General features: G+C 58.4%; 17 protein-coding genes and 1 pseudogene. 8 read left to right on the forward strand and 10 right to left on the reverse strand.

All coding sequences use genetic code 11. The features are described 5' to 3' along the window. Window positions 1-226, reverse strand: a pseudogene (obgE, locus tag RTS12_RS10845) (GTPase ObgE); the annotation flags it as partial. Between the two features lie 154 nt (window positions 227-380). Between obgE and RTS12_RS10850 the strand changes: the two are divergent. The 4 genes from RTS12_RS10850 (at window position 381) to eno (ending at window position 4,303) form a co-directional block, all read left to right on the forward strand. Further along, entirely contained in the window at window positions 381-719 is a 339-nt protein-coding gene (locus RTS12_RS10850; RefSeq protein WP_312528341.1) for a DMT family transporter, read from the forward strand. 71 nt (window positions 720-790) lie between these two features. Continuing rightward, window positions 791-2,215: a protein adenylyltransferase SelO family protein gene (locus RTS12_RS10855; protein ID WP_312528343.1), complete on the forward strand. Its 1,425-nt coding sequence runs from the start codon at window positions 791-793 to the stop codon at window positions 2,213-2,215. A gap of 12 nt (window positions 2,216-2,227) precedes the next feature. Then, on the forward strand, window positions 2,228-2,926 hold the full coding sequence (locus RTS12_RS10860; protein WP_312528345.1) for an endonuclease/exonuclease/phosphatase family protein: 699 nt from the start codon (window positions 2,228-2,230) through the stop codon (window positions 2,924-2,926). A 99-nt stretch (window positions 2,927-3,025) separates the two neighbouring features. Beyond that, window positions 3,026-4,303 carry a phosphopyruvate hydratase gene (eno, locus tag RTS12_RS10865; RefSeq protein WP_312528346.1) on the forward strand — a complete coding sequence of 426 codons (1,278 nt, stop codon included), beginning with the start codon at window positions 3,026-3,028 and terminating at the stop codon, window positions 4,301-4,303. A gap of 55 nt (window positions 4,304-4,358) precedes the next feature. On the opposite strand, the gene RTS12_RS10870 is transcribed toward eno, so the two are convergent. The 4 genes from RTS12_RS10870 to cysS all read right to left on the reverse strand — a co-directional run bounded on the left by RTS12_RS10870 (window position 4,359) and on the right by cysS (window position 9,331). Further along, window positions 4,359-5,408: a chemotaxis response regulator protein-glutamate methylesterase gene (locus RTS12_RS10870; protein ID WP_312528348.1), complete on the reverse strand. Its 1,050-nt coding sequence runs from the start codon at window positions 5,406-5,408 to the stop codon at window positions 4,359-4,361. A 115-nt stretch (window positions 5,409-5,523) separates the two neighbouring features. Continuing rightward, a complete protein-coding gene (locus tag RTS12_RS10875) occupies window positions 5,524-6,282 on the reverse strand; it encodes a squalene/phytoene synthase family protein (protein ID WP_312528350.1) in 759 nt (252 codons plus the stop codon). Further along, window positions 6,279-7,898, reverse strand: coding sequence for a citramalate synthase (gene cimA / locus RTS12_RS10880; protein WP_312528352.1), 1,620 nt, complete (start codon window positions 7,896-7,898; stop codon window positions 6,279-6,281). The genes RTS12_RS10875 and cimA overlap by 4 nt, the downstream gene beginning before the upstream one ends. Beyond that, entirely contained in the window at window positions 7,895-9,331 is a 1,437-nt protein-coding gene (cysS, locus tag RTS12_RS10885; protein ID WP_312528353.1) for a cysteine--tRNA ligase, read from the reverse strand. Before cysS ends, cimA begins: the two co-directional genes overlap by 4 nt. Window positions 9,332-9,487: 156 nt before the next feature. Between cysS and RTS12_RS10890 the strand changes: the two genes are divergently transcribed. Beyond that, on the forward strand, window positions 9,488-9,835 hold the full coding sequence (locus RTS12_RS10890; RefSeq protein WP_312528354.1) for an MmcQ/YjbR family DNA-binding protein: 348 nt from the start codon (window positions 9,488-9,490) through the stop codon (window positions 9,833-9,835). 61 nt (window positions 9,836-9,896) lie between these two features. Here RTS12_RS10890 and RTS12_RS10895 read toward each other — a convergent pair whose 3' ends face one another. The 5 genes from RTS12_RS10895 to bhcR all read right to left on the reverse strand — a co-directional run bounded on the left by RTS12_RS10895 (window position 9,897) and on the right by bhcR (window position 14,354). Then, a complete protein-coding gene (locus RTS12_RS10895) occupies window positions 9,897-10,325 on the reverse strand; it encodes a pore-forming ESAT-6 family protein (protein ID WP_312528356.1) in 429 nt (142 codons plus the stop codon). Window positions 10,326-10,419: 94 nt separating this feature from the next. Beyond that, entirely contained in the window at window positions 10,420-11,550 is a 1,131-nt protein-coding gene (locus RTS12_RS10900; RefSeq protein WP_312528357.1) for an ABC transporter ATP-binding protein, read from the reverse strand. Then, the gene (locus RTS12_RS10905; RefSeq protein ID WP_312528358.1) at window positions 11,547-12,353 is read right to left on the reverse strand and encodes an ABC transporter permease; all 807 of its coding nucleotides are present in this window, start codon (window positions 12,351-12,353) and stop codon (window positions 11,547-11,549) included. Before RTS12_RS10905 ends, RTS12_RS10900 begins: the two co-directional genes overlap by 4 nt. Continuing rightward, window positions 12,350-13,219: an ABC transporter permease gene (locus RTS12_RS10910; RefSeq protein ID WP_312528360.1), complete on the reverse strand. Its 870-nt coding sequence runs from the start codon at window positions 13,217-13,219 to the stop codon at window positions 12,350-12,352. Before RTS12_RS10910 ends, RTS12_RS10905 begins: the two co-directional genes overlap by 4 nt. 307 nt (window positions 13,220-13,526) lie before the next feature. Then, the gene (bhcR, locus tag RTS12_RS10915) at window positions 13,527-14,354 is read right to left on the reverse strand and encodes an HTH-type transcriptional regulator BhcR (RefSeq protein WP_312528361.1); all 828 of its coding nucleotides are present in this window, start codon (window positions 14,352-14,354) and stop codon (window positions 13,527-13,529) included. A 171-nt stretch (window positions 14,355-14,525) separates the two neighbouring features. On the opposite strand from bhcR, the gene bhcA reads away from it, so the two are divergent. The 3 genes from bhcA to bhcC are packed head-to-tail and all read left to right on the forward strand — an operon-like array spanning window position 14,526 to window position 17,857. Beyond that, window positions 14,526-15,716: an L-aspartate--glyoxylate aminotransferase BhcA gene (gene bhcA / locus RTS12_RS10920; RefSeq protein WP_312528363.1), complete on the forward strand. Its 1,191-nt coding sequence runs from the start codon at window positions 14,526-14,528 to the stop codon at window positions 15,714-15,716. A gap of 1 nt (window position 15,717) precedes the next feature. Further along, the gene (bhcB, locus tag RTS12_RS10925) at window positions 15,718-16,683 is read left to right on the forward strand and encodes a beta-hydroxyaspartate dehydratase BhcB (RefSeq protein ID WP_312528365.1); all 966 of its coding nucleotides are present in this window, start codon (window positions 15,718-15,720) and stop codon (window positions 16,681-16,683) included. 10 nt (window positions 16,684-16,693) lie between these two features. Beyond that, window positions 16,694-17,857, forward strand: coding sequence for a 3-hydroxy-D-aspartate aldolase BhcC (gene bhcC, locus RTS12_RS10930; RefSeq protein ID WP_312528367.1), 1,164 nt, complete (start codon window positions 16,694-16,696; stop codon window positions 17,855-17,857). Window positions 17,858-17,877 lie beyond the last annotated feature (20 nt).

Consider the following 17,877-nt stretch of genomic DNA (forward strand, 5'->3'; position numbering starts at 1 on the left):
CGCCCATGCCGTGCTGACCGGATTTGGCAAAGAAATGCTGCTGATAGCGAAAATCGATCAGCGTATTCAGCCCGTCCACAGCCACCGCCCAGACGTCACCGCCCCGGCCGCCGTCACCCCCATCGGGGCCACCATATTCAATAAATTTCTCTCGCCGAAACGAGACCGAACCCGAGCCGCCGCCGCCCGAGCGAATATAAACCTTCGTGAGGTCAAGGAATTTCATAGCGTTCCCGTCCAATTTTGCCGGGTCAATGCCCAAAGCCCTTTTCCCTGCGATACGCGCTCACCCGCTGACGATCAAGCCCAGACATGGCAAATGCCCTTGACTCGGCTGCGGCGGCAGGGTCAAGCGGGCAGGTAAACTCGCGGAGGCGCGCATGACCCTTTCCACATTTCTGACGCTGATGACGGCGATCATCCTAGAGGTCATCGGCACATCCTTTCTGCAGCGCTCTGAGCAATTTACCAAGCTGGTGCCCACGGCGATCACGCTGGTGTGCTATGCCTGCTCATTTTACGTGCTGTCGCTGGTCTTGCGCTCGATGCCCCTGGGGCTGGCCTATGCGATCTGGAGCGGGTTGGGCATGGTCCTGGTTGCAACCGTCGGATATCTGGCCTTTGGCCAAAAGCTTGATCTTGCTGCGATTTGTGGGCTGGGATTGATTATTGCTGGCGTATTGGTGATTAACCTGTTGTCGAATTCGGCCAGCCATTAAATCCACCGCTGCACGGGGCGGCCTTTCCTTTTGCTCAAGGCCTCCTAGATAATGAGGTGGAAGGAGACAGGATGATCCGCTTCGACAATAGTTACGCCCGCCTGCCATCCGGCTTTTTTGCCCGGACTGCGCCGACACCTGTGCGTGGCCCCAGCTTGATTGCTTTGAACAAGGAACTGGCTTGTGAACTGGGCCTTGACCCGGAATGGCTTGAAGGACCCGATGGGGTGGCGATGCTTTCGGGCAATGCCCTGCCCGAAGGTGCAACACCGATCGCTCAGGCCTATGCCGGGCACCAGTTTGGCGGCTTCTCTCCGCAATTGGGTGATGGGCGCGCGATTTTGCTGGGCGAAATCGTCTCGCCTCAGGGGCAAAGATTTGACCTGCAACTGAAAGGTGCGGGGCCAACGCCGTTTTCGCGCCGGGGTGACGGCCGCGCCTGGATGGGGCCGGTTCTGCGCGAATATCTGGTCAGCGAATTCATGGCTGCCGTCGGCGTGCCCACAACGCGCGCTTTGGCGGCGGTGGCCACTGGCGAAATCGTGATGCGCGAGATGCCCTATCCCGGCGCCATCCTGACGCGCGTTGCCGCAAGCCATATCCGCATTGGCACATTCGAATATTACGCTGCGCGCGGCGATCAGGCGCGCCTGCAATTGCTGTGCGATCACGTCATCGCGCGTCACTATCCGCAGGTCAAAACGGCTGCGGAACTGCTAGAAGCCGTGGTTCACGCGCAAGCCGCAACCATTGCCCAATGGATGGCGCTTGGCTTTATTCACGGGGTGATGAACACTGATAACATGTCCGTCTCGGGTGAGACGATTGACTATGGTCCTTGCGCTTTTATGGATGAATTTCATCCGGATAAAGTGTTTTCCTCGATAGATTCTCAAGGCCGATACGCGTGGTCGCAGCAACCGCAGATAGCCGTCTGGAACCTTGCGCAGCTGGCCAGCTGTCTTGTTCCCTTGATGGGCGAGGATGTGGACCGGGCGGTGGCGGATGCGACGCGGATCGTGCATAGCTTTCCAGCGCTTTATCAGCAGGAATGGCTGCGTCGATTTGGCGCCAAAATTGGCCTGTCGAACCCCCAACCCCAAGACCGCGCCCTGATCGAGCGCCTTCTTGATCTGATGGCTGCAGATCGTGCCGATTTCACGCGCGTCTTTGCTGGTCTTGCGACCGGGGACGCCGCCGCCGAATTCGGCGATCATAATGGCTTTGCCCAATGGCAGGACGACTGGCGTCGTCGTTTGCAATCCGAAGCCAGCGCCGCGCCTGCCCAGATCATGGCCCAGGCAAATCCGCGACGAATTCCGCGCAACCACCAAATCGAAGCAGCAATTCAGTCAGCCCGTGAAGGGGATTTCACCCGTTTTCACAAATTGGATCAGGCCCTGCGTGCCCCCTTCACAGAGCGACCTGATTGGGATGAACTGGCCCTCGCCCCGACGCCCGAGCAAGTCGTGCGGCGGACCTTTTGCGGCACTTGATTCGGTAGGAAAATGGCCCATTTGCAAAATCGGCTGCGCCTTGCCAGCTATAACCTGCATAAATGCCGCGGTGTGACCGGCCCGCATGCCCCCGAGCGCAACCTCGAGGTGATTGCGGAAATGAACCCCGATGTGATCGCCTTGCAAGAGGTCGACTTTCGCTTTGGTGCTCGTCGCGAGGCTTTGCCGCGCGCCCTGATCGAAAAGGAAACGGGCCTTGTTCCCGCGCCTTTTCTGGGCACGGGTGAGCATTCGCTGGGTTGGCACGGCCAGACGATCTTGCTCAAGCCAGAGCTAGCGGAAAAGGCAAGCATTCGACGTCTTCCTTTGCCGGGGTTGGAGCCCAGAGGCGCCTTGGCCCTGCGCCTGCCCGGGGTGACGGTCGTGGCGGTGCATCTTGGGCTTATGCGTTCATCACGGCGCGCGCAGCTTGCGCGCATCGTGGCGCAGGCTGCGCGGATTGGTGAATCCGAGCTGATCTTGACTGGGGATTTCAACGAATGGCGCGACCGGCGCGGGCTGGAAGCGCTGGAGCCTTTGCATATTGTTGCCCCCGGCCCCAGCTGGCCTGCCCCTTTCCCGCGCCTGCGTTATGACCGGCTGGCGATCTCACAAGGTATCCGCCTTGAGAAAAGTGGGGTTTTTTCCTCGCCGATGGCCCGAATTGCTTCTGACCACTTGCCGATCTGGGCGGATTTGCGGCTGCACTAGTTTCTCTGCGCCGCGGCATCTTTGCGCAGATCATGCTTTCCCAAATGGCGGAACGCGGCTAAACAGCCCACAGATCCGTTTTATCAGAGGAAGCCGGAAATGACTGCCATTATCGACATCTATGCGCGCGAGATACTGGACAGCCGCGGCAACCCGACCGTCGAGGTCGATGTCACGCTGGAAGACGGCACCATGGGCCGTGCCGCAGTGCCCTCGGGTGCATCGACGGGCGCGCATGAGGCCGTCGAGCGTCGCGATGGCGACAAGACGCGCTATCTTGGCAAGGGCGTTTTGGAAGCTGTCGCCTCGGTCAATGGTGAAATCGCCGAAAATCTGATTGGCGAAGATGCTACCGAGCAGTTGGCGATCGACCGCCTGATGTGTGATCTTGACGGCACCCCGAACAAAAGCCGCCTAGGTGCAAACGCCATTCTGGGCGTGTCGCTGGCGGTCGCCAAAGCCGCAGCCGACGCCTGCTCTCAGCCGCTTTACCGCTATATTGGCGGCACAGGCGCCCGGATTCTTCCGGTTCCGATGATGAATATCATCAACGGTGGCGAACATGCCGATAACCCGATTGATATTCAGGAATTCATGATCATGCCGGTCGCTGCGGAGAATATCCGTGAGGCAGTCCGCATGGGGTCGGAAGTCTTCCATACGCTTAAAAAAGAGCTGTCAGCGGCAGGGCTGGCCACCGGTGTTGGCGATGAGGGCGGCTTTGCCCCGAACCTGAGCTCGACACGCGATGCGCTGGATTTCATTCTGCGTGCGATCGAAAAAGCAGGCTATCGCCCCGAAGAGGACATGATGCTTGCGCTGGATTGCGCCTCGACCGAATATTTCAAAAATGGTCGTTACGTCCTTTCGGGCGAAGGGAAATCGCTGAGCGCGGAAGAAAACGTCGACTACCTTGCCGCGCTTTGCGCAGATTACCCGATCCTGTCGATCGAGGATGGCTGCGCCGAGGACGATTGGGAAGGTTGGAAGCTTTTGACCGATCGTCTGGGCAGCAAAGTTCAGCTGGTCGGCGATGATCTGTTCGTGACCAACCCCTTGCGTTTGCAAGAGGGCATCGCGCGCGGTTGCGGCAACAGCCTGTTGGTCAAGGTCAACCAGATCGGCACATTGTCGGAAACCCTTGATGCGGTACGCATGGCTGATCGCGCGGGCTTTACCAGCGTCATGTCGCACCGTTCGGGCGAGACCGAAGATGCGACGATCGCAGATCTGGCTGTTGCCACGAATTGCGGCCAGATCAAGACGGGTAGCCTTGCGCGCTCGGACCGGTTGGCGAAATACAACCAGCTGATCCGTATCGAAGAGATGCTGGGCGAAACCGCCGAATATGCAGGGCGCTCGATCCTGCGGGCGTGAGTTAGCCCCAACACGATCATATCCGCAGCCATTGGGTTGCGGATATGGCTTCTGATCAGGCCTGGGATTTACGTCCGGCCCCGCGGCCACAGGCCTGCAAGATCGCATCGCTCATTTCGTTTAGGGCGATCAGACGCTGTGCCCCCCCGTTTTCATGCGCCGCCCGCGGCATTCCCCAGACGATCGAGCTTTTCTCGTCTTGCGCAAAACAAGTCGTCCCGGCCTTACGCATTCTAAGCATACCATCAGCACCATCGCGGCCCATGCCCGTCAGGATCACCGAGACCGCGTAATCACCTAAAAACACCGCTGAATCGAACAGGTTATCAATTGATGGCCGATGTCCCGAGCGTTTCGGCCCCTCGATCAGGGTGCAGACCGGACTGTTGCGCTGACCGCTGATGGTCAAATGGGTGTCGCCGCCCGGTGCAAGGTAGACATGCCCCGGCAGAAGCGGTGCACCTGTGGTCGCCAACTGAACACTGGGCAAAAGCCGGCCATTAAGGCGCTGTGCAAAATTCGCAAGAAATGACTCTGGCATATGCTGTACCACCACCGTTGGCGGACAGTTTTTGGGAAAGTCATTCAAGATCCGCTCCAACGCCTCGACCCCTCCGGTCGATGAGCCGATCAGCACATAGCGTCCATTCCACAAAAAGCTGGTGTTCCCGGCCTTTCTGGCGGGAAGCGCGGCCGCGCTTTTCTTGACGACTTTGGCCTGGGAAGCAACAATCACGAGATCACCAAGCGCGCGAAATGCATCGATACGCGAAGGATCCGTGGGTTTTCCCAGGCAATCGATTGCGCCAATTGCCAGCGCCTCGATGGCGGCGGCGCTGCCCCGATGGGTCTCGGTCGATACCATGATCACGGGCAATGGGTTGGTCGTCATCAATTCGGCCAAGAAATCCAAGCCCGAAACACCCGGCATTTCAACGTCCAATGTCAGAACGTCGGGGCTTAGCTCTTTCATTCTTTCCTTGGCTTGCATGACATCGCGTGCCTCGCCCACGACATCAATTCTGGGATCAGCCGAAAGCGCCAGACGGATAAGACGACGCATGGTCAGTGAGTCATCCACGATCAAAACGCGCACCGGCTTCATGCGTTATCCCCCCAGATCGGGGCCGATACGACATCGGAACAGGACATCCAAACCCTCGCTGTTGATTCCTCTCGATAGAATGGCGCGAAGGTTTGAAGAAAAGTTTAAGGCCGAGCTAGGCCCACCAACGTCCGGTCAAGGCCAAGCGACCAAGGGCAAAGCGGCGTTGAAATTCAGAAGGTTGCCTTGCCAGTGCCGCGCCGTCGGCAGCCAAAGCCGCCAGGTTGGATCTGGTTCCGGCTGGCGCAAAAATTGCGGGGCCAAGGATCGAGGGCACATCGCGGCGCGCTGATTTTGCCCGGTCCAATGCCGCAAGCCCATAGCGGGCAAGCTCTGAAACCTGCTCTGCGCCGCCCAAGGCCAACCCCATCCCCAGCTCGTTCAAGGCAGGCAACGCCGAAAGCCAGCTGGAAATTCCCACACCAATCGCCTGATTGCTCAAAACCATTTCTGAGAGTGGTGCCGGTTCTATTGCCTGACTTGCAAATGACATCAACGGCTTAGAGGTTGCCTCCACATAGGCGATGACATCTTCTGTCGTCGCGAAAGGTTGACGCTCGCAGTCGCGTCGGCGCGGCTCGGCCAATGCGGCCAACTCTCCGGTTTGGGGGCCCCAAGCGGCGGCGATCTCGGGCAACAGATCATGCGAGCCGACCAAGCCAAACGAGGCGCGTTGCAGCTGATCGATCCACCATTGCAGGCGCATCTCGGCGATCAATGGCTCATTCGATTGCAATGGCGCACGAGCCAATTCAAGGTTCAGCGCATAAAGGGTCCACAGCTTGGGGCGCGCCGAGGCTGGTGCAATCAGACTGGCCCCGAAACGGTCAGGATCATTTTGGCGCAAATGCTGTGCAATTTCGGTCAAATTCATGACTGAGAGAGCCCATCTTGCAGCAAGCGCCAGTTCACGGCATCGATCAAAGCCTCGAAGCTGGCATCGACCAGGTTGGGAGAGACCCCCACCGTCGACCAGGACCGTCCGGCGGAATCCGCGCTATCGATGGTGACACGGGTCACGGCATCAACACCCGCGCCCGTGATGCGCACGCGGAAATCAGTCAGGCGCATATCGTCAACCGCGGCCTGATAGGGGCCAAGATCCTTGCCCAAGGCGTGCCAAAGTGCAGAGACCGGGCCGCGATCTCCGCCGTTTTCATCCATACTTTCGCTGGCAGAGATGACCCGCTTGCCCGCGACACGGGCCACGACGACGGCCTCGGAAACGGAAATCCGACGCCCCAGCGCATTCATACGCCGCTCGATCGTGACGCGGTAACGCTCGACATCAAAGAAATGCGGCATAAGATTCAATTCGTTACGCGCCAAAAGCTCGAAACTGGCTTGAGCGGCATCATAGGCATAGCCCTGATCTTCGCGTTGTTTGACCAGCTCAAGAATGCGCGCCAAAGCCGGATTGTCACGCGCAACATCCAGACCCGCATCCGACAGGCGCGCGCGCAGGTTGGATTGTCCGGCCTGATTGGACATCGGAATGATGCGCTCGTTTCCGATCAACGCGGGGTCGATATGCTCGTAAGTCGCTGGGTTTTTGATAATGGCGCTGGCGTGCAGCCCTGCCTTATGCGCAAAGGCCGAGGCCCCGACATAGGGCAAATCCCGCGCCGAAGGTCGGTTCAAAATCTCGTCCAGACGCCGCGAAATCCGCACCATGCGCACCAAAGCATCGGGATTAATCCCAACCTTCAGCTGCGAGGCATAGGGCTCTTTCAGCAAAAGCGTCGGGATCAGGCTGGTCAGGCTGGCATTGCCACAACGTTCGCCCAATCCGTTCAATGTGCCCTGAATCTGGCGTGCGCCTGCGTCAATTGCGGCAAGGCTGCAGGCGACAGCATTGCCGGTATCATCATGGGTATGAATGCCAAGATGCGCACCCGGAATGCCCGCCGCAATGACCTGAGCGGTGATGCGGTGGATCTCGGCCGGAAGCGTGCCGCCATTGGTGTCACATAAAACAACCCAGCGCGCGCCTGCATCGAGCGCAGCTTTCAAGCAGGAAATCGCGTATTCCGGGTTATCAAGATAGCCGTCAAAAAAATGCTCGGCATCGAACAAAGCCTCGCGCCCGTTCGCGACCAGATGGGCGATCGAGGCGCGGATATTTTCGATGTTTTCATCCAGAGAAATGCCCAAAGCCTCATGGACATGAAACGGATGTGTCTTGCCAACAAGGCAGACTGCCTTGGTGCCGGCATTCATCACCGCCGCCAGGACATCATCATTCTCGGCCGAGCGTCCGGCGCGCTTGGTCATGCCAAAGGCCGTCATCTGGGCCTTGACCTGAGGGGCTTCGGCGAAAAAATCACTGTCGGTGGGGTTGGCACCCGGCCAACCACCCTCGATGTAATCAACGCCCAGATCATCCAGCATCCGCGCGATCTCGACCTTTTCTGCAGCCGAGAACTGGACCCCTTGCGTCTGCTGACCATCTCGCAGGGTGGTGTCGTAGATGAACAGACGATCGTTCAAAGCAGCGCCTCCAATTTGGCCAGATCAAGGCGAGGCCCGGCGATCAGCTCGACCGAGGATTTACTCATTCTGATCTCGACGCCTGCATCTGTCAGGGCTGATTTCAAAGCATCAACCTGAGAGAAATCTTTTATTTCCATGGCCTTGTCGCGAATATCTGACAAACGAGTTGACATCGTGTCCAACAAATTTGCCACATCAGCACCGCTCGTTTTCTGGGCGGCCTCGTACCAATCGCCCAAGCCCTCGACCAAAAGACCCATCAGTCGCGCAGAGGCCAAAAGCGCGGCCGGATCTGCCTTTAGGCTATGCAAGATCGCAAGCGCACCAGCGACGTTCAGGTCATCGGCCAAAGCCTCGACCACGCGTGGATCGGGCTGCGACGGGCTGACATTGGCGGTCAGCTGGCGCCATTCCCACAGCGTATCCCGCGCGGCCTGAGCCTTTTCCGCGGTCCAGTCCATCGGTTTGCGGTAATGGGTCGACATCAGCACAAAGCGGATGATCTCGCCGGGGATGCCTTCGTCCAAAAGGTCGCGAACGGTAAAGAAATTGCCAAGACTTTTTGACATTTTCTTGCCCTCAACCTGCAGCATTTCATTATGCAGCCAGACGCGGGCAAATTCGCCGTGCGGATAGGCGCAGCAGCTTTGCGCGATTTCATTCTCGTGGTGGGGAAACTGAAGATCAATTCCACCCGCGTGAATGTCAAAGCTCTCGCCCAACAGCTCGTCCGACATGGCCGAGCATTCGATATGCCAGCCGGGTCGACCGCGTCCCCAGGGGCTGTCCCAGCCCGGCAGATTGTCGCTGGACGGCTTCCACAGCACAAAATCCATGGGATCGCGTTTGAACGGGGCAACCTCGACCCTTGCACCCGCGATCATATCGTCCACCGAACGGCCCGACAGTGCGCCATAGGCTTGGTAAGAGCGCACCTCGAACAGCACATGACCCTGAGCGGCATAAGCATGGCCACGCTCAATCAGCTTTTCGATCATCGCGATCATTTGCGGAATGTAATCCGTCGCGCGCGGCTCGGCCTTGGGCGAAGTCTGACCGCGCAAGCTGGGACGTGCCGCACCAAGAGCATCCATATCGTCGTGATACCAGCCAATGGTCTCTTGCGTGCGCGCCCGGATCAGATCCTCTAGCGTGCCTTCCGCCCCCGCCTCTTTTCGCGCAAGCGCAGTGGCATTGATCTTGTCGTCAACATCAGTGAAGTTTCGGACATAGGTCACGGCCGTGCTGCCAAAAAGATGGCGCAGAAGGCGGTCAAGTATATCCATCACCACCACCGGGCGGGCATTACCCAGATGGGCGCGGTCATAAACTGTGGGTCCGCACAGATACATGCGGATATTGTCCGCATCTATCGGATGAAAGTCTTCTTTCTTGCGGGTTTTGCTATTCGTCAGACGGATCTGGACCATGACTTCCCCTGTTGCGGGCGTCTACTGGTCACGCTGAGCCGCCCGCCTGAAATTTCAGCCGATAATTGTGCAGCAGATGGTGGCGATACGCGCATTCATGATGATCGCATAGCGGAACTTCTTGCCTCTGCCAAGACACAGCGCGACACTTGGCGAATGAACCGTGATTTGGCCAATGGAATTTGTCGTGTGCTTGAGGGGGCCGAACATTCGGACCCCTGGGGCGGCGGCCATGATTGCTGGAAGGTTGGCGGCAAGATCTTCGCATTGATCGGCACAAGCGGCAGCACCATCTCGGTGAAAACTGCCAGTGTGGAAACTGCGGAAATGCTGATTGATACCGGGGTGGCCGAAAGGGCCAGATATCTTCACCGCAGCTGGGTTGCCCTGCCCCTTGATTGCGCCCCTGATGAGATGAGCCACCGCATTCAAAGCTCTTACGCGCTGGTGCGCGCCAAACTGCCACGCAAAACGCAAGCCGCCCTTGCAAGCAAGGGCGGCTAAATCCGTCACCGGATGCGCAAAGGGCAGTTTCCGACCGCCCTCGCGCTATGCGAGATCCGTATTAGCTGGGCAGCTGTGCCGCCAGCTGCTGGATCATCGAATCCATCTGCTTGCACAGAGCCTCGGTGGTGCTGTTTTGAGCCTTTGCAGCGGTGTCCAGCGACTGCTCGACGCCCATGGCCGAAACCGTGCCGGTCTTGCCTTTTTCCTGCGCCGCATCGCCCTTGGTCTTGTCGCCTTCGGGGATCAAAGTCAGCAGCTTGGTCTGAATCTCGACGGCTTTGCCATCGATATGGCCCTGCTCTTGGCAATACTCGAGCACGCCAAGCTGATTGCGGGCGCTTTCATAAGCCATGCCAGCATCCATCTGCATCGGTGCAGTGGCGGCCGGCGCTTCGGTCGTGGCAGGCGCTTCGGTGGTGGCGGTTTGCGCCATGGCAACACCTGCGCTGAGGGCCAGAACAGGCAGAACAACAAAAGCTCGGATCATTTTGATCTCCGTGTTTACACTGCCGTGAAGGTTGCACGCGCGCAAAACACGCGCAACTCCCCGCCGGCAGAAAATCGCCGACATGATAGACATATCAGCGGAAAAGCACCAATGACCCCGGTGACCAGCCTACCCGCGTGCGGGTTCCGACATCTTGGACATCACGGCCAAAGACGTTGCGCATCGAGATCCGAACCGGACGACCGATCCCGTCGAAACGGGCAGATCCGTCCAGGCGCACATCGTAATAGGTCATGTCGCCGTAATAGACGACCTCATCGATCACACCTGACGTGACGCGGGCCGGGGCCGTTGCATTGGCAGAGAGCAGCGTCACCGCCTCGGGTCGAAAGCCGATCATGGGCCCAGGATCGCCCGGGTTCGATTTGCTGACATTGCGAATGGGGATCTCGACCACACCAAAGCCCGGTGCTTCGACCTGCACGCTGTCGGCGGTCTCGCCCAAGACATGGGCGGGCAGGAAGTTCATCACACCGATGAAATCGGCGACGCGGCGGCTGGCGGGGCGCGCATAAAGCGCCTCGGGGCCGTCAAGCTGGGCGATCTCGCCTTCGAACATCACGGCGATGCGGTCAGACATCACCAAAGCCTCTTCCTGATCGTGAGTAACCAGCACGAAGGTAATGCCGACCTGGCGCTGCAGCTTGATCAGCTCGACCTGCATCTGTTCGCGCATCTTGCGATCCAGCGCCGACAAGGGCTCGTCCAGCAGCAAAACCTTGGGCTTCAAGATCAAGGCGCGCGCCAAAGCCACCCGCTGGCGTTGCCCACCCGAAAGCGCATGTGCCGCACGTTTGCCATAGCCTTTCAGCCCGACCATTTCGAGCGCCTCTTCCACGGCTTTGGCCTTTTCTGCCGAGGAACGAGGGTCGCGGCGCAGGCCGAAGCCTACGTTTTCGGCAACGGTCAGATGGGGAAAAATCGCATAGGATTGAAACACCATATTGGTGGGGCGACGGTTGGCGGGGACATGTTCCATATCCTGCCCATCGATCAAAACCACGCCCGAGGAAATATCCTCGAAGCCGGCAATCGTGCGCAGCAATGTCGTCTTGCCGCAGCCCGATGGCCCCAGCAGTGAAAAGAACTCGCCCGCCCGGATATCCAGATCGATCCCGCGCAATGCGTGATAATCGGCATAATATTTATGCACATCGCGGCATTCGATCATCGGCTTTCGCGGTTCGGATGTCGTCACACTCATAGAAAGCCTCCGGTGTCGGTGCCGCCAGTCCGGGCGACGCCCCGGCGACGGAAGTATTCGGCAATGGTCAGCAAGATGATCGACATCACCACCAAAACGGTGCCAAGCGCCATGATCATCGGGATCTGTTTGGGAAAGCGAAGCTGCGAAAAGATATAGGTCGGCAGCGTCGGCTCTTTCCCGGCAAGGAAGAAGGCAATGATGAATTCATCCAGGCTGATGGTGAATGACATCAGCAAAGAGGAAATCAAACCGGGCATCACCAGAGGCAGGATCACAAGGCGAAAGGCGCTGATCCGCGTCTCGCCCAGATCATAGGCCGCCTCTTCAAGCGAGCGGTCAAGCGAGTTGAAGGCCGTCGACAAGATCACAGTGGCATAGGGCATGCAGATCAGCGTGTGGCCGATGATCACCGTCAGCAGCGACAGCTTGACCCCCATGGCCAGCAGCACCACCAGAAGCGACATCGAGACGATGATTTCGGGCAGGACCAGTGGCAGCATGATCAGCCCCATGATCGGCCCTTTGGCGGGAAATTCGAACCGGGTCGAGGCGCGGGCGGCAAAGACGCCAAGGCAGGTCGCCAGCACCGACGAGCAGACCGCGATCAAAAGCGAATTCATCAAGGCCTGCCGCAATGTGGCATTTGCCCACATCTGGGCAAACCAGTTGCTGGTAAACCCCTTCAGCGGAAAGGTAATGATCGTGCCCGAGTTGAAGGCAAACAGCGGTAGCAAGATGATCGGGGCGTAAAGAAAGACCAGATAGAGGATCGCATAGATCTTAAGTCCGCCGCCCTTCATCGCTTCACCTTCAAAAATCTGCGGTTGAGGAACAAGAAGATCACGCTGACAATTGCCACGATGATCATCGCCGAAACCGCCAAGGCCGATCCCAGCGGACGGTTATCCAGATCCAGCATCTGCGCCTGAATAAGGTTTGCAATCATCGGAATTTTGCCGCCCCCGATCAGTGCGGGCGTAACGTAATCGCCGATGGTGGGGATAAAGACGATCAGCGAGGCCGCAACCACACCCGGCATCGCCAAGGGCAAGGTCACGCGCCAAAAGGTCATCAGCCGATTTTCCCCAAGGTCACGTCCCGCCTCTAGCAACGAGCGGTCGATTTTTTCCAACGCCACAAAGATCGGCAGGATCGCGAAAGGCGCATAGGCATGGGCCAGCGTGATCACCATCGAATTGACGTTATATAGAATAAAGGTCAGCGGCTGCTCGATGATCCCAAGCGATTTCAGGCCCGAATTGATCACGCCATTATAGCCAAGGATCACCTTCCACAGGAAAACCCGGATCAGATAGCTGGTCCAGAAGGGAATGGTGATCAGGAATAGCCATAATGACTTTTTGTCCGATGGCACCACGAAGGACAGAAAATAGGCCACCGGAAAGGCCAAGGCCACGGTGACAAAGGTCACCAGACCCGCCACCATCAGCGAGCGTGCCATGATCTTGTGAAAGATCGGATCGGCCCATACGGCGGCATAGTTCTCTAGCGTGAATTCGCGGATGACCGTCAGATAGCCATCCTTGAGAAAGGAATAGGCAAGAATGGTGATCAGGGGCGCGGCCAGAACCAGCACCGAATAAAGCAACGGAGGCGAGATCAGGGTAAGCCCCTGCGACGCCTCAGAGCGGTTGACTGTTGCCATGTCCCCCCTCGTGGTCGGAACGGATGTGTTTTTCCGATGGTTCTCATAACTCGGCCTCGAGGGAAAGCCTTATTACGGCAGCTTCAAGCCATCACAGACCACTGATGCTGCTTCATCCGCTCCCCGATAGCGGGTCACATGAGCCCCAACGGCAAAGAAATGCGAGCGGCGGGATTTGTCCCACCGCCCGTGCTTAATTAAATCGCTTTGGCAACATCCCAAGATTAGCAGTCAATTGTTAAGATATTGTTTCACTCCGCGCGGTGAATTGAAAAATCTGCGAACTCGCTCTGCCAACAGTTCTGGGCTAGCTCGGAGGGTCGGACAGGGACAGCTCGCGCGCGGCCCGCGCCAGCTCGGCCCCGATCACAGCGATCCGGTCCTCGCTCATGCGGTTGACCGGCCCCGAGACGGAAATCCCCGCAACCGCCTCGCCCATCATGTCAAAGACCGGCGCGCCGATGCAGCGCATTCCCAGCGTGCGTTCCTCATTGTCGATGGAATAGCCCCGTTTTCGGATTTCAGCGAGATCGTCCATCAGCTCTTGCGCACCGGTCAGGGTATGTTCGGTGAAAGGTGTCAGCTCGACCTCTCGCAGAAAGCTGCGCAGGGCATCCGGTCGCGCATAGGCCAACAGTGCTTTGCCGATCCCCGAGCTGTGAAGGGGCGAACGCGTCCCCGGCGGAAAAAAGGCGCGAATGGTCTGGTGGGTTTCGACCTGCCCCAAAAACAGAACCGCATCGCCATTTCGAATACCCAGATTTGCCGTCTCTCCGGTGAACTCCATCAGACCGCGCAGCAAAGGCCGCGAGCGATCGATCAGGCCCGAGCGGCGCATAAAGGCCATGCCATGGCGAAACGCGGTCGGCCCGACATGCCAGGCCTGCGTCACCGGATCGCTGGCCACGACATGGCGTGCGGCCAAGGTCGTCAGCACGCGGTGGACCGTCGAGGGCGCAAGCGACATGCGTGTCGCGATCTCACTCAGCGTCAGCCCCTGCCCCTCGGCAAGCAAATCCAGCAAGTCGAGTGCGCGATCCAGCGCGCGAACACCGCCCTTATCCTCGGTCAGCATGCGCCCCGAACCACGTGGACGGCCTCTTTTTCGGGGAATCTGCTCAGATTTATCATTCATTGAATATGTTTCCCGAAATCGTTGATAATTATTTTTCCTGCATGGAAAAGCGCAAGATGATGATTTCACATTTTAATATCATATTTTTCCGCTCCTGCGAAATGTTTTTCAGAAAAATTGCGAAAATTAGGGATGGTGCCTAAGGTGTTCTGAAGTGAGAGAGGATATGCCATGATCAGCCAGAACCCCGTCTTCATTCCCGGCCCGACCAATATGCCCGAAGCCCTGCGCCGGGCAGTGGACATTCCGACCATCGACCACCGCTCGGCGGAATTCGGTCGGATTTTGCACCCGGCGCTTGAGAGCGTGAAAAAAGTCCTGAAATCCAAAGACGCCAGCGTTTTTGTGTTCCCCTCGACCGGCACCGGCGGATGGGAAACCGCAATCACCAACACGCTTTCGGCAGGCGACAAGATCCTTGCTGCGCGTAACGGCATGTTCAGCCATCGCTGGATCGACATGTGCCAGCGTCACAATCTGGACGTCACCATCGTCGAAACCCCCTGGGGTGAAGGCATCCCGGCCGACCGCTTCGAAGAGATCCTGACCGCAGATAAAGGTCACGAGATCCGCGTCGTTCTGGCAACGCATAACGAAACCGCAACCGGCGTGAAATCCGATATTGCCGCGATCCGTCGTGCGCTGAATGCCGCCAAGCACCCGGCGCTGCTGTTTGTTGATGGTGTGTCCTCGATCGGTTCGATGGACTTCCGCATGGACGAATGGGGCGTGGATATCGCCGTGACCGGCTCGCAAAAGGGCTTTATGCTGCCTCCGGGTCTGGCAATCACCGCATTCTCGCCCAAAGCAATGGCTGCGGTCGAGACCGCGCGTCTGCCGCGCACCTTCTTTGACATCCGCGACATGGCCTCGGGCTATGCCCGCAACGGCTATCCCTATACGCCCCCGGTTGGCCTGATCAATGGTCTGAACGAAAGCTGCAAACTGTTGCTGGCCGAGGGGATCGACAATGTCTTTGCCCGCCACAACCGTATTGCAACCGGTGTGCGCGCCGCAGTTCACGCCTGGGGCATGGAGCTGTGTGCGGTTCGTCCGGAACTGTATTCCGACAGCGTCAGCGCGATCAAATTCCCACAGGGTTTTGATGGCAACCGTTTTGTCAGCCATGCCATGGACCAGTATCAGGTCGCATTCGGCACGGGCCTTGGCGAAGTTGCGGGCAAAGTATTCCGCATTGGCCACCTGGGCAGCCTGACCGATGCCATGGCGCTTTTGGCGATCTCGGTGGCTGAAATGTGCCTGGCCGATATGAACCTGCCGGTTCAGCTGGGTTCGGGTGTGGCTGCTGCGCAGGAACATTACCGCCTGACCGCTGGCGCACCGATGCTGAAGGCTGCCTAAGATGAAAGACATCGAACCTTTCTACATCCCAAATCTTGGCGACATGTTTGCGGCACGTGAGCGGATTTCTCCTTACGTGCACCGCACGCCGGTTTTGACCTCGCGCATGCTGAATGAGCTGACGGGTGCAGAGCTGTTCTTCAAATGCGAAAACCTGCAAAAAGCCGGGGCCTTCAAGGCCCGCGGCGCATCCAACGCGGTTTTTTCGCTGAGCGATGAACAGGCAGCACGTGGCGTGGCCACCCATTCCAGCGGCAACCACGGCACCTGCCTGTCCTATGCAGCCGGTCGTCGCGGCATCCCTTGCACGGTCGTCATGCCGCGCACGGCCCCGCAGGCGAAAAAGGATGCCGTGATCGGCTATGGTGGCCGGGTTGTCGAATGCGAGCCCTCGACCTCGTCGCGTGAGGCGGTCTTTGCCGAAGTCGTTGCCGAAACCGGTGCAGAATTCGTGCATCCCTATAACGACTGGCGCGTGATCGCAGGTCAGGCAACCTGCTCGGCCGAACTGATCGAGCAAGTCGAAGGTCTGGATGCTGTCGTCGCGCCGATTGGCGGCGGTGGCATGGTATCGGGCACCTGCCTGACCCTGTCCAATCTTGCACCCCACGTACAGATCTATGCCGCCGAGCCGCTGAACGCCGACGACGCCGCCCGCAGCTTCCGCGCAGGCCGCATTATCGCCGATGACGCGCCCAATACGGTCGCAGACGGTCTGAAAGTGCCGCTTAAGGAACTGACCTGGCATTTCGTGCGCAATCACGTCACCGACATCCTGACCGCGACCGAAGACGAAATCGTCGATGCGATGAAATTGATCTGGAAGCGCATGAAAATCGTGATGGAGCCGTCGAGCGCCGTGCCGCTTGCGACCATCATCAAGAACCGTGAGCTGTTCGCAGGCAAACGTGTCGGTCTGATCATCACTGGCGGCAATGTCGACCTCGACAAGCTGCCCTGGAACTAAGGAGAACACCATGAACGCTAAAGCAAACTTCGCGGGTTACGAGGTCGGTTATGACATCCCCGCCCTGCCGGGCATGGATGAGAAAGACATTCAGACCCCTTGCCTGATCCTTGATCTTGACGCGCTTGAGCGCAACATCAAGAAAATGGGCGATTACGCCAAAGCGCATGGCATGCGTCACCGCAGCCACGGCAAGATGCACAAATCGGTCGATGTTCAGAAACTGCAAGAAGAGCTTGGCGGCTCGGTCGGCGTTTGCTGTCAGAAGGTCTCGGAAGCCGAGGTTTTCGCACGCGGCGGCATCAAGGACATTCTGGTCACCAACGAAGTCCGCGATCTTGCCAAGATCGACCGTCTGGCACGTATGCCGAAACTGGGCTCGACCGTCACGGTCTGCGTTGATGACGTCACCAATATCGCGGATCTGTCGGCAGCCGCCCAGAAGCACGGCACCGAGCTTGGCATTTTTGTCGAGATCGATTGTGGCGCAGGTCGCTGCGGCGTGAAAACCGCCGATGCGGTCGTCGAGATTGCCCAAGCAGCTGCAGCGGCTCCGGGCCTGACCTTCAAAGGCATTCAGGCCTATCAGGGCGCGATGCAGCACATGGACAGCTACGAGGATCGCAAGGCGAAACTCGATGCGGCTATTGCTCAGGTTCAGGAATCGGTTGACGCGCTGGAAGCGGTCGGCCTGAAGCCGGAATTCGTCTCGGGCGGCGGCACCGGCTCGTATTACTTCGAATCGAACTCGAACGTTTATAACGAACTGCAGTGCGGCTCTTATGCGTTCATGGATGCCGATTACGGTCGTATCCACGACAAAGAAGGCAAGCGTATCGACGCAGGCGAATGGGAAAACGCATTGTTCATCCTGACCTCGGTCATGAGCCATGCCAAGCCGAACCTGGCTGTTGTCGATGCCGGTCTGAAAGCGCAGTCGGTCGATTCAGGCCTGCCCTTCATCTATGGCCGCACGGATGTGAAATACATCAAATGCTCGGACGAGCATGGCGTGGTCGATGATCCGAACGGCGTTCTGAAGGTCAATGAAAAGCTGAAGCTGGTGCCGGGCCACTGCGACCCGACCTGCAACGTGCATGATTGGTACGTCGGCGTGCGCAATGGCAAAGTCGAGTCGGTCTGGCCGGTTTCGGCACGCGGAAAGGCCTACTGATGTATGTCGTCGCCGAAAAA

Origin of the sequence: Paracoccus sp. (in: a-proteobacteria) (assembly GCF_032007265.1) — a bacterium.
Lineage (GTDB): Bacteria > Pseudomonadota > Alphaproteobacteria > Rhodobacterales > Rhodobacteraceae > Paracoccus.

What these genes read in the sequence shown, in the direction of transcription:
- RTS12_RS10850 (WP_312528341.1), top strand. Translation starts at nt 381, where the DNA reads ATGACCCTTTCCACATTTCTGACGCTGATGACGGCGATCATCCTAGAG.
- RTS12_RS10855 (WP_312528343.1), top strand. Translation starts at nt 791, where the DNA reads ATGATCCGCTTCGACAATAGTTACGCCCGCCTGCCATCCGGCTTTTTT.
- RTS12_RS10860 (WP_312528345.1), top strand. Translation starts at nt 2,228, where the DNA reads ATGGCCCATTTGCAAAATCGGCTGCGCCTTGCCAGCTATAACCTGCAT.
- eno (WP_312528346.1), top strand. Translation starts at nt 3,026, where the DNA reads ATGACTGCCATTATCGACATCTATGCGCGCGAGATACTGGACAGCCGC.
- RTS12_RS10870 (WP_312528348.1), bottom strand. Translation starts at nt 5,408, where the DNA reads ATGAAGCCGGTGCGCGTTTTGATCGTGGATGACTCACTGACCATGCGT.
- RTS12_RS10875 (WP_312528350.1), bottom strand. Translation starts at nt 6,282, where the DNA reads ATGAATTTGACCGAAATTGCACAGCATTTGCGCCAAAATGATCCTGAC.
- cysS (WP_312528353.1), bottom strand. Translation starts at nt 9,331, where the DNA reads ATGGTCCAGATCCGTCTGACGAATAGCAAAACCCGCAAGAAAGAAGAC.
- RTS12_RS10890 (WP_312528354.1), top strand. Translation starts at nt 9,488, where the DNA reads ATGAACCGTGATTTGGCCAATGGAATTTGTCGTGTGCTTGAGGGGGCC.
- RTS12_RS10895 (WP_312528356.1), bottom strand. Translation starts at nt 10,325, where the DNA reads ATGATCCGAGCTTTTGTTGTTCTGCCTGTTCTGGCCCTCAGCGCAGGT.
- RTS12_RS10900 (WP_312528357.1), bottom strand. Translation starts at nt 11,550, where the DNA reads ATGAGTGTGACGACATCCGAACCGCGAAAGCCGATGATCGAATGCCGC.
- RTS12_RS10905 (WP_312528358.1), bottom strand. Translation starts at nt 12,353, where the DNA reads ATGAAGGGCGGCGGACTTAAGATCTATGCGATCCTCTATCTGGTCTTT.
- RTS12_RS10910 (WP_312528360.1), bottom strand. Translation starts at nt 13,219, where the DNA reads ATGGCAACAGTCAACCGCTCTGAGGCGTCGCAGGGGCTTACCCTGATC.
- bhcR (WP_312528361.1), bottom strand. Translation starts at nt 14,354, where the DNA reads ATGAATGATAAATCTGAGCAGATTCCCCGAAAAAGAGGCCGTCCACGT.
- bhcA (WP_312528363.1), top strand. Translation starts at nt 14,526, where the DNA reads ATGATCAGCCAGAACCCCGTCTTCATTCCCGGCCCGACCAATATGCCC.
- bhcB (WP_312528365.1), top strand. Translation starts at nt 15,718, where the DNA reads ATGAAAGACATCGAACCTTTCTACATCCCAAATCTTGGCGACATGTTT.
- bhcC (WP_312528367.1), top strand. Translation starts at nt 16,694, where the DNA reads ATGAACGCTAAAGCAAACTTCGCGGGTTACGAGGTCGGTTATGACATC.